Genomic DNA, 15700 nt, shown 5'->3' with positions numbered 1-15700 from the left:
CCGCTTATCCATGATGGAAAGCGGCTGTTTCTATAGGCAGCGGCGTACGGGAGCTATTCGATTCGGGCATGCCGAAGCGTTCTATAATTTCATGCCCTCGCGCAAAAACTTCAGGGCATTTACCTCTCCGTCGGAAGCGCTGAAGCCCTTCTTCAGTTTAAGAGGGGTGGAGGTGCGGCGCAGCAGGGACTTGACCGTCGCCTGTTTAAGGTCAGGCTTTTGGGCGAGGAGCAGTGCGATTGTTCCGCTGATATGCGATGTGGCCATGGAGGTGCCGCTCATCTCATGATATTTGCCTTGCAGCCACGTGGATACGATTTTGTCGCCGGGGGCGTAGATATCGACAAATTGCCCACGGTTGCTGAACGCGGGGATTTTGCGGTTCCGGTCGGTTGCTCCAACGGAAATGGTATGGGGGTAGCGGGCCGGGTAATCGGCCGTGCGGCGCTTGCCGTCATTTCCGGAGGATGCAACGATAATAAGGCCTGCCTGATTGGCCTTGCTGACGATATCAAGCAAGGTTCTGCTCCGGGTCTGCATGCCGAAGCTCATATTGATGATATTGACCTCGGCCCGGACACACCAGTCAATCGCCGTTATGATGTCCGATACAAAGGCCGACCCATTGTGATCAAAGGCTTTCACCGGGTAGACCACCGATCTGGGCGCAACGCCAATCATGCCTTGCGTGCTGTTCGCTGCAGCAATCGTGCCTGATATATGCGTGCCGTGCCCGTTGTCATCATATGGCGGGATGTTCCGGTTAACGAGATTGACCCCCTTGGTCAGGGAGTATCTCAAATCCGGGTGGGCGAAATCCACACCCGTATCAATAACGGCAATCTTGATCCGATGACCTGTTGAGATTGACCAGGTTTGCGGGGCTTTGATCTGTTTGATTCCCCATGGGATCCCGGTTAGCGTTCCAATGCTTCCCTGTATCGCTTGGATATGAACCTGGTGATCCTCCTCGATCATCAGCTCGTTCCGGAATTCCGCCTCAAGCTTTGCAGTTTGGGACGCCGGAGCGATGATGGTCCGGACAAGCGGCGAGAAGCTGACTGAACCGTCGAGGCGGCTTTTTCCGGTGAGTCGCTTCCATTCGCTGATGCACGCATGGTACAGCTTAGGGTCATGAAACGTCAGGAGCCGCCGGTTCTCTCCCCGGACGTTCCGCATAGGGTTCGTCTCCGCAAGTAGTGATTGCATGATCCGGGTGTAGTCCATGTGTGGCAATCTCCCTTCTCGATGAACCGTTGCTTCAGTATTGTATGAGCCGGGGAGGGAGCCCGAATGGGACGCAGCCCTTTTTCCGGGAAATAGGCCCTGTTTCGCGTGTCAAAGCGATAGGGCGAACATAAGATACATGGAGGGAGCCTGCAGAGGTTCTTTCATCTATCCCGTAAGGAGTCGATCCTAGGGGCGGATACAGTCGGAAGGCGGAGACGATGAGTCTCCGCCTTTTTCCATGCATAAGATGCCAACCGCATAAAAACTTGATTTTTATGTTTAAATAGGTTTTACTTAGTTTTGATAATGGATATGTTGAGGGTATAACGTGAAGATTGTGTGAGAGGAAGTGTGCGTTAGTGAGTAATCCGCTCAATTTAAAGATCGATCCGGAGAAGATCCAGGAAATCCCGATGGTTGACCTGGCTTTTATGGTTCTGAAGGCGGCCAATACGCCGTATTATTACCGTGACCTGATGAATGAGGTGGCCAAGCTTCGCGGCTTTACGGAAGAAGAGATTAACGAAACGATTGCCCAGTTATATACCGAGATCAATATAGACGGACGTTTCGCTTGCGTTGGAACGAATCTGTGGGGATTGAAGCGCTGGTATCCTCTGGAGCGCTCCGAGGATCCGATTGCGAACGCCAAGCGCCCTCGCATCATCAATGATGAAGACGATGACGACGATGACTTCACCGATGAAGAGGATACGTACAGCGTGGATGACGTCGAAGACGATTACGACAGCCTGGATGACGAAGATGACGATCTCTTCGCCGAGGACGACGATGCTGACGCTGACGTTGACGACGATGTCGTGATCGATGACGACGATTTGGACGATGAGGATGCCGAAGCGGAGGAAGAAGAGAATCTGGATGGCGAGGAATTCGAAGAGGAAGATCTGGATTAATCCGTGATCGAATACCTTGGAATATGACTTGCCGAGGCCAGTTTCAGCAGGTCGTGAACGGGATTGGGAAATAGGGGGATTTTAAGCCTGTTTCTTCCCTTGACAAGCAGACAAGGCACAGAGTAAACTATTGCTTGGGCTTATGATTGTGGATTAAAATATGTTTAATATAAAAGTGCCCCGTTACTACTCGGGGTCACTTTTTTTGTTTTTATGAGCAGGTGTAGGGGTGTCTTCGGAAGGAGGACGCATCCTTGCTCATAGGGATGTCTTCTACAAGACCTCATGATCGATCTGGATGTAGTCTTTGCAGAAGACAAGGATGAAGGTATCAGAACCTGTTCCTGCCCGAATACGCATGATCGGAAGATCTGTGTGCTTATCGTGGGCCGCCTGGATGGATTGCCCACGCGAAGAGGCGGGGACGGTTTGTAATAGGTCGGAGGTCAGCTCGCTCACCCTTAGGGAAGCGGGCCGTGCTTTTTGTTGGTCCCCTCTGATGAATCTGGGGAAAACGGGTTAGGATAAACATCATATGTCGCCTGAAGTTATGGAGATTATATAGGAGGGTTTTTAACAGTGACAAAGTATATTTTTGTAACAGGCGGGGTTGTATCATCTCTCGGGAAGGGAATTACCGCCGCTTCGCTCGGCCGATTGCTGAAGAACAGAGGACTCAAGGTAACGATTCAGAAGTTCGATCCGTACATTAATATAGATCCGGGCACGATGAGTCCCTATCAGCATGGCGAAGTATTCGTAACGGACGACGGTGCGGAAACCGACCTGGACCTCGGGCACTATGAGCGATTCATCGATATCAATCTGTCGAAGAACAGCAATGTTACGACAGGGAAAGTATATTCCTCGGTAATCAGCAAGGAGCGCCGCGGCGAATATTTGGGCGGTACGGTACAGGTCATTCCGCATATTACGAATGAAATCAAGGAGCGCGTATTCCGTGCAGGACGTGAAGCCGGCTCGGATGTGGTCATTACCGAAATCGGCGGTACGGTCGGCGATATCGAGAGCCTTCCGTTCCTTGAAGCGATCCGTCAGATCAAGAGTGATGTCGGCCGCGAGAACGTGATGTATATCCATGTAACCCTCATTCCATTTATTAAAGCTGCCGGCGAAGTGAAAACGAAGCCGACCCAGCATAGCGTGAAAGAGCTCCGCAGCATTGGCATTCAGCCGAATGTCATCGTATGCCGTACGGAGCATGAGCTTTCGACGGAGATGAAAGCCAAAATCGCGCTCTTCTGCGACATCGATCCGAACGCAGTTGTGGAATGCCGCGATGCGTCCTCTCTGTACGAGGTGCCGCTGAACTTGCGTGACGAGGGTCTTGACGAGATTGTCGTCAACCACTTGAAGCTGACTACGCCGGCGCCTGACATGAGTGAATGGGAGGCTCTGGTTGAGCGCGTATCCAAGCTGGAGAAGACGGTTGAGATTGCCATCGTGGGTAAATACGTGGCGCTTCATGATGCTTACCTCAGCGTGGTCGAATCTTTGTCGCATGCCGGATTCGATGCCAATGCCGAAGTGAAGATCCGCTGGGTGAATGCCGAGGAGATTACGGACGAGAACGTGGAAGAAGCTTTGAACGGAGTCGGGGGCATCCTCGTACCGGGCGGATTCGGCGATCGGGGGATCGAAGGCAAGATCAGCGCGATCCGGTATGCCCGTGAGCGCAACATTCCGTTCTTCGGCATCTGCCTTGGCATGCAGGTATCGGTAATCGAGTACGCCCGTTCCGTCTTGGGATTGCAGGGGGCGAACAGCTCCGAAATCGATCCGGCCACCGAATATCCGGTCATCGATCTTCTGCCGGAGCAGAAGGATGTCGAGGACTTGGGCGGAACGATGCGCCTCGGCTTGTATCCGTGCAAGCTGGCTCCGGGCTCGCTGGCCGAAGCCTGCTACAAGGACGAGCTGGTGTATGAGAGACATCGTCACCGGTATGAGTTCAACAACCAATACCGCGAGGACATTGAAAAGGCAGGATTGCGCATTTCCGGGACGTCGCCGGACGGACGTCTGGTCGAAATCGTGGAGATGCCGGGCCATCCTTGGTTCCTTGCCGTGCAATTCCATCCGGAATTCACATCGCGTCCGAACCGCCCTCAGCCGCTGTTCCGCGAATTCGTGAAAGCTTCGATTCAGCATCAGGTGTAATCGGCGAGCTATAGCAGACTGCGCCCATTCCAACGCATAATAGTCCCCTTTAAGCAGACCTTGAGGCGGTTTGCTTAAAGGGGATTTTTTATGCTGAGCAGGCATCATACCTTTTAACAGCAATGGGTATTTCTGTGTTTTGGCAGGGCATTATTTTCCAGAAATTTTTCGAAAGTAAGGAAGGATTTCGACTACAGCGGGCGAATACAGATAATGGTCGGTTTATGGGGCGTTAAGGGCTCTTAGATTTGCGTATCATCAATGCCATTTAAGGATCGGGAGGCTTTGAAGAATGAACGAACCAAGCAAACACAAAGTGTTGATCGTGGATGACCAGAACGGAATTCGGATTCTGCTAGTGGAAGTGTTCAGCAGCGAGGGATATGAAACGTTCCAGGCCGCCAACGGCAAGGCGGCTTTGGAGATCGTGAAGCTGCATGCGCCGGATTTGGTACTGCTCGATATGAAAATTCCGGGGATGGACGGGCTTGAGATTCTAAAGCATATTAAACAGATGAATCCGGATATCAAGGTCATCATGATGACGGCCTACGGCGAGCTGGATATGATTAAGGAAGCGACGGATCTCGGCGCGCTGATGCACTTTACGAAGCCCTTTGATATCGACGAGATGCGGCAGGCCGTCAATATGCAGCTGAAAGGCGCGGCGAACAAGATAGGTTAAGCTATGAATTCTGCTTCAATGGCGGAGTTCTTTTTTTTGCCAATATGTGATGCAGGGGATTCGGGAAATGCTTGTTTAGTATTTACGACGCGATGTGGTATAATATATGCGTATGTTATGTCGGCTTTAAACCATAGACAAACTAAGCATCTTTAGGAGGATGAAACCATGCCATTAGTATCAATGACAGATATGCTGAACAAAGCGCTCGAAGGCAAGTATGCTGTTGGTCAGTATAACATCAACAACCTTGAGTGGACTTACGCGATTCTGGAAGCGGCTGAGCAAGAGAAATCCCCGGTTATTCTCGGTGTTTCTGAAGGCGCAGCACGTTACATGGGCGGCTTCAGCACCGTTGTGCACATGGTTAAAGGTCTGATGGAAGACCTGAAAATCACGGTTCCAGTAGCGATTCATCTGGACCATGGATCCAGTGTCGAGAAATGTAAAGAAGCGATCGACGCGGGCTTCACTTCGGTCATGATCGATGATTCCCACAGCCCGATCGACACAAATATTGCAACAACGAAGCAAGTTGTCGAGTATGCTCATGCCAAGGGAGTATCCGTTGAGGCAGAAGTGGGCATGGTAGGCGGCCAAGAAGATGACGTAATCGGCGATGTTATGTACGCGAAGCTTGATGACTGCGTGCGCATCGTGAACGAGACGGGCATCGACACGCTGGCACCTGCGCTTGGCTCCGTACACGGACCATACAAAGGCGAACCAAACCTCGGTTTCAAAGAGATGGAGGAAATTCGCGATGCCGTGAAGCTTCCGCTCGTTCTTCATGGCGGAACAGGTATCCCGACGCATGATATCAAAAAAGCGATCTCGCTCGGTACTTCCAAAATCAACGTCAACACCGAGAACCAAATTTCGTTCACGAAAGTGGTTCGCGAAGTGCTCGCCGCTAAACCAGAAGCTTACGATCCTCGTACGTTCTTGAAGCCAGGCCGTGAAGCGATCAAAGAAACGGTTGTCGGCAAAATCCGCGAGTTCGGCTCCAACAACAAAGCTTAAATTCCATACCTATTCCGAATCCCTTATTGCCCTTGGCGGCTATAACAGTAGATTTGGAATCATCTAAGATATATGTTTAGGCTGTCTTATGCTGCACCTTGAATTGGAAAGGCACCGGTTTTCTTGCGGTGCACTTTCCTTTTCATTTACTTACGAACGACTGCCATCAGAACCATTTCCGGCTGCGAAGTGATGTAGGGGGACCCGAAAGCTTATGGAAAAATTGATGATCAGCGGTGGACGCCCACTGCGAGGCACAGTCACCATCAGCGGTGCCAAGAACAGTGCTATAGCGTTAATTCCTGCCGCAATCCTGGCGGATTCAGAAGTCATACTCGATAACTTGCCGCTGCTCAGCGACGTGGCGGTGTACGCCGAAATGCTGAGAGATATCGGCGGAGAGGTATCATGGGAAGGCAATCAGATGAGAATCGACCCTTCTGATATCAAGTCTATTCCGATGCCCAACGGACCCGTGAAGAAACTGCGCGCCTCCTATTATATGATGGGTGCTATGCTTGGAAGATTTAAAGAAGCCGTGATCGGCCTGCCGGGCGGCTGTAATTTTGAACCTCGCCCGATCGACCAGCACATCAAGGGGTTTGAAGCGCTTGGCGCAACCGTGACGAATGAGCACGGTTCCATTCATCTGCATGCCAAGGAGCTGCGGGGCGCTAAGATCTACCTGGATGTAAGCAGTGTCGGCGCGACGATTAATATCATGCTGGCGGCTGCCAAAGCCAAAGGCTCCACAATTATCGAAAATGCGGCCAAAGAGCCTGAAATCATAGATGTTGCTACCCTTCTAAACTCAATGGGAGCCGTCATTAAAGGCGCCGGAACGGAGACAATCCGGATTGAAGGCGTTACGGAAATGCACGGCTGCCGTCACTCGATTATCCCGGATCGGATTCAAGCCGGCACCTACATGATTGCCGCTGCCGCCACTCGCGGCGATGTTCTCATCGACAATGTTATTCCGAAGCATCTGGAAGCGTTAACCGCGAAGCTGATCGAGATGGGCGTCGGCATCGAGGAGCTGGATGAGAGCATCCGCGTAATCGGCAAAGACCGATACAATCACGTGGATGTTAAAGCCCTGATTTATCCCGGATTCGCAACAGATCTGCAGTCGCCGATGACCAGTCTGCTTACGCAAGCCGAGGGAGTCAGCGTTCTTAGTGATTTTGTATATAGCAACCGGTTCAAGCATGTGCCGGAACTGATTCGGATGGGCGCCAAGATTCGTGTGGAGGGACGCTCCGCGATTATCGAAGGAGGCCCGCTGAATGCAGCGAAGGTCAAAGCGACTGACCTCCGTGCCGGCGCGGCGTTGGTCATTGCCGGGCTTACGGTGCCGGAGGGCGTAACCGAGGTCAGCGGCGTACAATTTATTGACCGCGGCTACGACCATCTGGTCGAGAACCTTCGCATGCTCGGGGCCGACGTATGGCGCGAGACCGAAGAAGAATAATTTTCACCCAGGATGAGGGAAATATGCCGTCTTTACTGCATATCTCCCTCTAATTTGGGTAATGCTTATCTAGTAAAGTGTAAAGTAACTCATAGAATGATAGACTTTTTTTACAATCATATTGAAGGCTTGAACGTGAAAAGACACGAAAAAATTGAATAGGTGGTTATTAAATGGATTTACAAATATCCGATTTGGAAGGCATGAAGCTAACGGATCTGTATAAGCTGGCCAAAAAATATCAGATTCCGTACTACGGGCAGTTGAAGAAGAAGGAACTGATTTTTGCCATTCTTCGGGCCCAGGCTGAACAGAGCGGTTTAATGTTCATGGAGGGCGTGCTTGAAATCTTGCCGGAGGGCTACGGATTTCTCAGACCGATCAATTACTTGCCGAGCACGGAAGACATTTATATTTCGGCATCCCAGATCCGCAAATTCGATCTGCGTACCGGTGATCTGGTTTCAGGCAAATGCCGGGCGCCTAAAGAGAATGAACGATACTTCGGTCTGCTTCAGGTGAATGCCGTCAACGGCGAGAATCCTGCGGTAGCGGCAGAACGACTGCACTTTCCAGCCTTGACTCCTCTATACCCGCAAGAAAAGCTTGTTCTCGAAACATCCCCTAATCAGTTGTCCACCCGAATCATGGATTTGCTCGCACCGGTAGGTCTAGGACAACGCGGTTTGATTGTGGCACCGCCCAAAGCAGGGAAAACGCTCCTCTTAAAAGAAATTGCCAACAGCATCTCAACCAATTATCCAGATATCGAACTGTTTGTTTTGCTTATCGACGAACGTCCGGAGGAAGTAACGGACATGCAGCGCTCAGTCAAGGGAGAGGTGGTTGCTTCCACGTTCGACGAGCTGCCGGAGAACCATATTAAAGTGGCTGAACTGGTGCTCGAGCGTGCATTGCGCTTGGTGGAACATAAGAAGGATGTCGTGATCCTGCTTGACAGCATCACCCGTCTTGCCCGTGCCTACAACCTGGTCATCCCGCCATCGGGCAGAACGCTTAGCGGTGGTATTGATCCTGCGGCGTTCCATCGTCCGAAGCGTTTCTTCGGTTCGGCACGGAACGTGGAGGAAGGCGGAAGCCTGACGATTCTGGCAACTGCGCTGGTCGATACCGGCTCGCGCATGGATGATATCATTTACGAGGAATTTAAGGGTACAGGAAACATGGAGCTTCATTTGGACCGCCGATTTGCGGAGCGCCGTATTTTCCCGGCAATCGACATTCGCCGCTCGGGCACACGGCGTGAAGAAGTGCTCTTGAACAAGGAGGAGCTGGATACGATCTGGGCCATTCGTAAGAACATGAACGATTCGGCCGATTTCGTGGAGGGCTTCTTGAAAAAAATGCGTGACAGCAAAAACAACGCGGAATTTTTGGCAGCATTTGATGTCAGTGCGAACAGCAGCGGATCGGGCAGCTCGGGCAATCCGGCAAGACGTCCGTCCCGTGCATCGCAGACGGCTGCCCCTCAAAGCTAATCCCGAGTACGAAAGCCGGAGAATAGGAGATCAACATGTATTTGGTTTACGCAGATGAACAAGGAAACGTCTATGATCATCCCGAGCTGTTCGGGTTAGCCCGCAGCGCAGATATGATCGTTGAAATATTGGAGGATGAATTAATTCCATTGCCGGAAGGGGCAACGCTGGTCGGACTGCCGAACACCCGCGCCATCGGAATGGATCCCGAGAGCGGTGAGATGCTGCCGCTGGAGGAGGGCTATACCGCGGTAGGTGCTCTGCTTCCGCAGGGCTTTACCCGCCTGTGCCTGCCTGGGTATGTAAAGACCGACAAGGAATACAAGCTCCCGCTCTTCGGATATTCCGCCGTCGTGTGGAAAGACGGAGCCTTCTATACAACGGCCCGGCTGTCCGATGATCCGGAGAAGTGGAATCCGGTTAATTGCGATCTGAATGAGCTTGAGCTTGGAGTAAAGCGGCTGACCGAGAAGTATCCTGATAACCGGTTGTACGAGCATCTCTCGAATTGTGCGCTCGGGTATGAATGCCTTACCGCCTCCAACACCTTCCTGAATCGCTGGGAGGGCGCTGTGCCGGTATCCTATTCCTGCAATGCGGGCTGTTTTGGCTGCATATCGGAACAACCGGATGACAGCGGCTTCGTTGCGCCTCAGACGCGGATGAACTTCCGACCACGGGTGGATGAGCTGGTGCAGGTTATGATGGAGCATCTCAAGACGCCGGATTCAATTATCAGCTTCGGCCAAGGCTGTGAAGGTGAGCCTTCCACGCAGGCCAAGATCATTATCGAGGCAATGAGAGAGGTTCGTTCCCGGACCGACATGGGTTATATCAATATCAATACAAATGCGGGTCTGACCGACTTTATCCGCGGCATTGTCGATGCAGGGCTTGATCTTATGCGGGTAAGTACGATCAGTGCGCTGGATGATCACTATAACGCATACTACAAGCCGCGGGCCTACACATTAGCTAATGTGGAAAAATCTTTGCGCTACGCATCCGATCAAGGCGTGTATACGTCGATCAACTACTTGATCTTCCCCGGCGTAACGGATCGCGAGGAAGAGCTTGAAGCGATGATCGAGTTTGCCCGCCGTACCGGACTTCGTCTCATTCAGCTTCGGAATCTGAACATTGATCCGGAGAGCTATCTTGAGCTGATACCGCCGGCACGGGGAGAGATTCTTGGGATGAAGCAAGCCATTGAAATTATGCAGGCCGAGCTGCCTGATGTTGTGATCGGTTCCTACACGCATGTTCCGCCCGCCGGTCAGGCGCGGCCTAAGAAAAAGCCTTTAATGAGCTAATTAATGTAGCTGTCGGTAGAGATTTGTCCATCTTGTTCGTAGATGAAGGATGGTAAGCCATTCGTAAACGCTGCTTAAAAACGATGCTTGAGCAAGCATGTTTGCGAGGATCTCCTAAAATCAGGTCCTGGATCCAGTTTTGGGCTCGGCTGAGTATTTGTGTGCGGGCTATTGCGCAATGAAAAATGCCGTGCTATACTGATTTTATGTGTCCATATAACTCTGGGTCCGCATGAGGCTCAGGGCGGAAAGAGGTGAAAGGTATAATGAAACAAGAGATTCAACCGAAATATCACGTTACTACAGTAACCTGCGCGTGCGGTAACACGTTCGAAACAGGTTCTGTAAAGCCGGATCTTCGTGTCGAGATTTGCTCTAACTGTCACCCGTTCTTCACAGGTAAGCAGAAATTCCTGGATGCTGGCGGTCGTGTTGATAGATTCAAAAAGAAATACGGTATCTAATAACAAGCCCTTCGCCTTTACTGGCCGAAGGGTTTTTGTTTTATTATGGCAGGGCGGGGGTTAACAACTTCTTCCGTCGGTTGCATTTTTGGTGCCCATGCGCTATACTAAAGTTCGCCGTGCTAGATGGGGAGGTAGCGGTGCCCTGTAACTCGCAATCCGCTGTAGCGAGGTTGAATTCCTGTTAGAGGTATTGTCGATGTGAGGCTGGTCCCTGCGCACAATGTTGACGGTTGGGTCCTCCGCAATGAGCACTTGTGAACCTGGTCAGGTCCGGAAGGAAGCAGCCATAAGCAAGCCCGCTCTTGTGCCGGAGGAGTGCCTAGCCCGAGTTGCTGTTCAGGATTGCCGCTCGGATCGCAATTATCAATAACAGGTGCACGGTATTACATAGCATCTGCTCTAACACCCTTGCCTAAGGCAAGGGTGTTTTTGGTTAGTGGATGAATAGACGATGAAGCTCTGTAAGGATATCCAGTGGAAGAAATGGTATTTTTCCAGGTACGGCGTGCAATTCTAGAACATGTTCTGTGCGTCGATCCATGTCGATTAATTTGGATAAAGATTTCCAATTAAACGTTTTGCTAAGGCAGGGGAAAGTAGTATAGAATGTAGTATAATAATATCCGTCAGCTGATGGCTGTTGATGCGTTGGTCTGATGAATCGAAGTAGCAAACAACGATGCGCGTATGTTTTCGGTACGGGTTAGTCCGAATGATGGATCCGTCCGTTCGAAAAACAACGTGAAGTGGAAGTTGAAAGAGGGTAAAGCACAGTGGAACATATCGCGCTATATCGTGCATGGCGGCCGCAGTCGTTCAGCGACATGGTGGGCCAGCAGCATATTATCCAAACCCTGCAGAATGCTATTCGCGAGCAGCGGGTGTCCCATGCCTACCTGTTCAGCGGTCCGCGGGGCACAGGTAAGACCAGTGCCGCTAAAATTTTGGCCAAAGCCGTGAACTGTGAGCATGGTCCGGCTGAGGAACCCTGCAATACATGTGAAGCCTGCCGGCGAATAACCGCAGGAGCTGTCATGGATGTCCAAGAGATCGACGCGGCTTCCAACCGCGGCGTTGAAGAAATCCGGGATTTGCGGGAGAAGGTCAAATATGCACCAACTGAGGTGCGGCGCAAGGTTTATATTATCGACGAAGTACACATGCTGACAACAGAAGCGTTCAATGCGCTCTTGAAGACGCTCGAGGAGCCGCCGGCACATGTGATGTTTATACTGGCCACCACGGAGCCGCATCGGCTTCCTGCCACCATTATTTCGCGTTGTCAGCGGTTTGATTTCCGGAGAGTTTCGCTTGATGAGCAGACGGGCCGGCTGGAGCGGATCTGTACGGAAGAAGGGATTACGGCTGAGCCCGAGGCGCTCTCGTATATTGCCAGACTTTCCGACGGCGGGATGCGCGATGCGCTGAGCATCCTGGACCAGATCGCTTCCTTTACCGGCGGCACGGTGTCCTATCAGCAGGTGCTGGACATGACGGGTGGCATCGCCTCCGAACAGTTCGGCCGATTGGCCGCAGCCCTGAAGCAGGGCGATGCGGGACTCGTGCTGCAGATCGTGGAGCAGTTCATGCAGGAAGGGAAGAGCGCTGACAAGTGCATGGAGAACCTTCTGTACTATTTCCGCGACCTGCTGATGATCAAGATGGTTCCGGATGCCGACAAGCTGACGGATCGTGTGCTGAATCCGGCGGAGTTTCAAGAGATGGCAGGCGCCTTTAGCCGTGAAGAGCTGTTTCAGATGATCGATACGCTGAACCGCTATCAGGGGGAGATGAAGTACGCTTCGCAGCCGCAGACGCTGTTTGAAGTCGCCCTGTTAAAGTTATCGGGCATCGCTCAATCGGCAGGGGCTTCGGCTCAGAGCTCCGCTCAAGCTGGCAGTGCTGCCGACGCGGGCGAGGTGGCCAAGCTGAAGCAGCAGGTTGCCGCGCTGGAGAAGAAGCTGGAGCGTGTCATGCAGAACGGAGTGCCTGCTGGTGCCGGACGTGAAGCTGCCAAGCCGGCAAGAACGCCAGCGCCGAAGGTTGCGTCCACCGCCAAAATACCGCAGCATATGGATCAGTATGTCGCTTCCCGAAGCAGTGAGGCTTTTACAGCCGTGCAGCGGCAGTGGCCGCAGATTTTGCAGAATGTTAAGGAAACGAAGGTCACGGTCCATGCTTGGCTGATGGATGGGGAGCCGGTCTCCGTATGGGAAGACAATGTGCTTGTCGGGTTTAAAAACAACATCCACCGCGAAACGACCGAGAAGCCGGCCAACAAGCAGGTGATCGAGAGTGTGCTGGAGTCTTGCCTCGGCAAGCCGTACAGGCTCGTTACGATGATGCTCCGGGATTGGAGTGAAGCGGTGGAGGGCGTAGGAAAGCCCCAGGCCGAAGAGCTGAAGCTGGAGCATGAAGAGGCCGGAGAGAACGGAAAAAAACCTTGGATTGATGAGGCGATCCAGCTTTTTGGTGAAGACCTCGTTGTCATAAAAGACTAGTGCGCTTAATCGCGTGCACCCTATATGAAGGAGAGATGACTCATGAATAATATGAACCAAATGATGAAGCAGGTTAAGAAAATGCAGGAGCAAATGCTGAAGGCGCAGGAAGAACTCGCCACGAAAAAGGTGGAAGGCACTTCCGGCGGCGGCGTTGTTACGGTAGAGGCTAACGGACATAAGCAAATTCTGTCCATTAACATCAAGCCGGAGGCCGTTGATCCTGATGATGTGGAAATGCTTCAGGACTTGGTATTGACCGCGGTGAACGATGCGCTTGCGAAAGCGGAAGAGCTGGCTAATGCCGACATGGGCAAATTCACAGGCGGCATGAAAATCCCGGGCTTGTTCTAATCTAACCTAGAAGGAGTAGTTACATTTGTACTATCCCGAACCGATCGCGAAGCTCATCGACGCCTTTACGCGACTGCCGGGTGTGGGGCCGAAGACGGCTGCCCGCCTGGCTTTTCACGTTTTGAATATGAAGGAAGACGATGTCATTGATTTTGCCAAAGCGCTGGTGAGCGTCAAGCGGAATTTGCATTACTGCTCGGTATGCTGCAACATTACGGATACGGATCCGTGCCGGGTATGCCAGGACAAGACGAGGGACGCATCCGTGATTTGCGTCGTGCAGGATGCGAAGGATCTGGTGGCTATGGAGCGCACGAAGGAGTTTGATGGTTACTATCATGTGCTGCATGGAGCGATATCCCCGATGGAGGGGATCGGGCCGGATGAAATCCGCTTGAAAGAACTTCTCACCCGTCTTAGCGATGAAAGGGTGAAGGAGCTGATTCTGGCAACGAACCCGAATATCGAGGGGGAAGCCACGGCGATGTATATATCGCGACTGGTTCGTCCTTTTGATATTAAAGTAACCCGGATCGCGCATGGGCTGCCTGTCGGCGGTGACTTGGAGTATGCGGATGAAGTGACGCTATCCAAGGCGCTTGAGGGACGGCGCGAGTTGAATTGACCTCATACATTATTATTATGGCTGTCAGCCTGCAGGTTCATCCAAAATGTCATGGTGCCATTTAGCCTTAAATAGGCGGAAGCTGCAGAGCGTTAGTTACACATGCCAAATTAACGGGAGGGGTCCCTAAGGGGTCTCTCCCGTTGGATTGTTGCGATTTTAATACAGGCGGGTATCCGGTTTAAACCGGATGCTCGCTTTTTTTATGTAATTAGGCTGGTTACCGAAGATGGCTTGTTCAAGTGCTCGCAGGTTTATGTTCTAAGTTTGTCCTCCCCTTTATATGAATGTTACAGACGGTCTGATCAAGCTGTGACCAATAACGAAGGGGTGAGCCAGATGAGAGTATGGTGGAGACCAGCGAAGAAAGATGAACAGGAAGTATATATAACGGCTGAGGAGCAGGAGCGGATGTGGCATGTGTTTATGGACGTCCGCAAGTCCCAGATGGAATGGGAGCGGGCACATATGATGTTCCAGGAGGCGACAGGACAGGATCAGATTGATTACGCCATCTATATGCTGGAAGCGGCAGAACGGAAGTATCAGATGAATTTAAAACAGGCTAAGCAGTTGAATATTAACTCTGTATTTATGCAGAAGCTTGAACAGCAGCGGGGGAACGGGTAAATGTAGGCGCAACCCGAGGATCGATTAAGAGGAAAGGAGTTGGACTTAGATGAAGCTGATCGTTCTAGCTGTGCTGTGCATATCATTACTGCTGCTCGTTTATATCATCTTTCGGAGGAAGCTCGGTTTTGGTTGGATGACGGTATTCGGTGCGCATCTGGCCTTGTCTGCACTAGGGATCTACGTCGTGAATTTCTCAGGGATCTTTACGGAAGTCTATATACCGCTGAATCCGATGACCATTGGTACAGTTATGATATTGGGGCTGCCGGGAGTTGCTCTGCTGATCGGATTAAAATTAACGATATTTGGGTAGTTGACGCGGCGCTCGAATCTATGATACATTAATGTTCGCCCGTTTGATTCGGGTTGCTAGCAGGGTGGATGGCAAGACAAAGATTGGTTATGAAATAATTCAAAAAAAGTCTTGACCAATAGCAAGCTAGTATGATATATTATAAAAGTCGCCGCTGAGATGCGGATGACGATAAGAAGCACTGATTGATCTTTGAAAACTGAACAACGAGTGAGTGAGGATTTTACTTGTAAAATCCATTGCGGCATCATTGGACAGGCTTCGGTTTGTCGGATGGTGAAGCATAAATGAGAATTGAACAAATTCTCGTCAGTTTTTCTAATGAGCTACAAACTCATCGGTTGGATATTTTCTTGGAGTGATCCAAGAAGGTATTCACTCGAAAAATCCTTATTGGAGAGTTTGATCCTGGCTCAGGACGAACGCTGGCGGCGTGCCTAATACATGCAAGTCGAGCGGACTTGATGAGGAGCTTGCTTCTCTGA

At 51.4% G+C, this 15700-nt stretch carries 14 protein-coding genes, 1 rRNA gene and 1 other RNA gene; 15 read left to right on the top strand and 1 reads right to left on the bottom strand.

Annotation, left to right across the window (positions count from 1 at the left end):
* Positions 1-81: 81 nt before the first annotated feature.
* Positions 82-1227 carry a S8 family peptidase gene (locus J2Z18_RS26320; RefSeq protein WP_007133135.1) on the bottom strand — a complete coding sequence of 382 codons (1146 nt, stop codon included), beginning with the start codon at positions 1225-1227 and terminating at the stop codon, positions 82-84.
* Between the two features lie 362 nt (positions 1228-1589).
* Here J2Z18_RS26320 and rpoE point away from each other — a divergent pair, with 362 nt between their 5' ends.
* From rpoE to J2Z18_RS26245, 15 genes are all read left to right on the top strand, one after another.
* A complete protein-coding gene (rpoE, locus tag J2Z18_RS26315; RefSeq protein WP_007133134.1) occupies positions 1590-2147 on the top strand; it encodes a DNA-directed RNA polymerase subunit delta in 558 nt (185 codons plus the stop codon).
* A gap of 579 nt (positions 2148-2726) precedes the next feature.
* The gene (gene pyrG, locus J2Z18_RS26310; protein ID WP_007133133.1) at positions 2727-4328 is read left to right on the top strand and encodes a CTP synthase; all 1602 of its coding nucleotides are present in this window, start codon (positions 2727-2729) and stop codon (positions 4326-4328) included.
* A 292-nt stretch (positions 4329-4620) separates the two neighbouring features.
* Complete coding sequence (locus J2Z18_RS26305) at positions 4621-5013, top strand: response regulator (RefSeq protein WP_007133132.1); 393 nt, start codon at positions 4621-4623, stop codon at positions 5011-5013.
* A 168-nt stretch (positions 5014-5181) separates the two neighbouring features.
* On the top strand, positions 5182-6036 hold the full coding sequence (gene fba / locus J2Z18_RS26300) for a class II fructose-1,6-bisphosphate aldolase (protein WP_007133131.1): 855 nt from the start codon (positions 5182-5184) through the stop codon (positions 6034-6036).
* Between the two features lie 214 nt (positions 6037-6250).
* Positions 6251-7510, top strand: coding sequence for a UDP-N-acetylglucosamine 1-carboxyvinyltransferase (gene murA / locus J2Z18_RS26295; RefSeq protein ID WP_007133130.1), 1260 nt, complete (start codon positions 6251-6253; stop codon positions 7508-7510).
* 173 nt (positions 7511-7683) lie between these two features.
* On the top strand, positions 7684-9009 hold the full coding sequence (rho, locus tag J2Z18_RS26290) for a transcription termination factor Rho (RefSeq protein WP_007133129.1): 1326 nt from the start codon (positions 7684-7686) through the stop codon (positions 9007-9009).
* A 35-nt stretch (positions 9010-9044) separates the two neighbouring features.
* Entirely contained in the window at positions 9045-10322 is a 1278-nt protein-coding gene (locus J2Z18_RS26285) for a radical SAM family protein (RefSeq protein WP_007133128.1), read from the top strand.
* A gap of 266 nt (positions 10323-10588) precedes the next feature.
* A complete protein-coding gene (gene rpmE, locus J2Z18_RS26280) occupies positions 10589-10786 on the top strand; it encodes a 50S ribosomal protein L31 (RefSeq protein WP_028406562.1) in 198 nt (65 codons plus the stop codon).
* 117 nt (positions 10787-10903) lie between these two features.
* Positions 10904-11170: signal recognition particle sRNA large type (ffs, locus tag J2Z18_RS26275), an RNA gene on the top strand.
* 392 nt (positions 11171-11562) lie between these two features.
* On the top strand, positions 11563-13290 hold the full coding sequence (gene dnaX, locus J2Z18_RS26270) for a DNA polymerase III subunit gamma/tau (protein ID WP_210095566.1): 1728 nt from the start codon (positions 11563-11565) through the stop codon (positions 13288-13290).
* Positions 13291-13332: 42 nt separating this feature from the next.
* Positions 13333-13644: a YbaB/EbfC family nucleoid-associated protein gene (locus tag J2Z18_RS26265; RefSeq protein WP_007133126.1), complete on the top strand. Its 312-nt coding sequence runs from the start codon at positions 13333-13335 to the stop codon at positions 13642-13644.
* Positions 13645-13669: 25 nt separating this feature from the next.
* Positions 13670-14269 carry a recombination mediator RecR gene (recR, locus tag J2Z18_RS26260; RefSeq protein ID WP_007133125.1) on the top strand — a complete coding sequence of 200 codons (600 nt, stop codon included), beginning with the start codon at positions 13670-13672 and terminating at the stop codon, positions 14267-14269.
* 339 nt (positions 14270-14608) lie between these two features.
* Positions 14609-14899, top strand: a complete 291-nt coding sequence (locus J2Z18_RS26255) for a DUF2508 family protein (protein WP_028407137.1) — start codon at positions 14609-14611, stop codon at positions 14897-14899.
* Positions 14900-14948: 49 nt separating this feature from the next.
* On the top strand, positions 14949-15215 hold the full coding sequence (locus tag J2Z18_RS26250; protein WP_007133123.1) for a pro-sigmaK processing inhibitor BofA family protein: 267 nt from the start codon (positions 14949-14951) through the stop codon (positions 15213-15215).
* 390 nt (positions 15216-15605) lie between these two features.
* Positions 15606-15700 (top strand): 16S ribosomal RNA (locus J2Z18_RS26245); the annotation flags it as partial.

The sequence above is a fragment of the Paenibacillus lactis genome (assembly GCF_017873605.1).
Lineage (GTDB): Bacteria > Bacillota > Bacilli > Paenibacillales > Paenibacillaceae > Paenibacillus_AQ > Paenibacillus_AQ lactis.
Note: the sequence above shows the minus strand (reverse complement) of the source record. Positions and strands in the feature narration are given on the sequence as shown.

Excerpts from the sequence above, each read along its gene's own strand:
- J2Z18_RS26320 (WP_007133135.1), bottom strand. The coding sequence starts at position 1,227 with ATGGACTACACCCGGATCATGCAATCACTACTTGCGGAGACGAACCCT.
- J2Z18_RS26305 (WP_007133132.1), top strand. The coding sequence starts at position 4,621 with ATGAACGAACCAAGCAAACACAAAGTGTTGATCGTGGATGACCAGAAC.
- fba (WP_007133131.1), top strand. The coding sequence starts at position 5,182 with ATGCCATTAGTATCAATGACAGATATGCTGAACAAAGCGCTCGAAGGC.
- murA (WP_007133130.1), top strand. The coding sequence starts at position 6,251 with ATGGAAAAATTGATGATCAGCGGTGGACGCCCACTGCGAGGCACAGTC.
- rho (WP_007133129.1), top strand. The coding sequence starts at position 7,684 with ATGGATTTACAAATATCCGATTTGGAAGGCATGAAGCTAACGGATCTG.
- J2Z18_RS26285 (WP_007133128.1), top strand. The coding sequence starts at position 9,045 with ATGTATTTGGTTTACGCAGATGAACAAGGAAACGTCTATGATCATCCC.
- rpmE (WP_028406562.1), top strand. The coding sequence starts at position 10,589 with ATGAAACAAGAGATTCAACCGAAATATCACGTTACTACAGTAACCTGC.
- J2Z18_RS26265 (WP_007133126.1), top strand. The coding sequence starts at position 13,333 with ATGAATAATATGAACCAAATGATGAAGCAGGTTAAGAAAATGCAGGAG.
- J2Z18_RS26255 (WP_028407137.1), top strand. The coding sequence starts at position 14,609 with ATGAGAGTATGGTGGAGACCAGCGAAGAAAGATGAACAGGAAGTATAT.
- J2Z18_RS26250 (WP_007133123.1), top strand. The coding sequence starts at position 14,949 with ATGAAGCTGATCGTTCTAGCTGTGCTGTGCATATCATTACTGCTGCTC.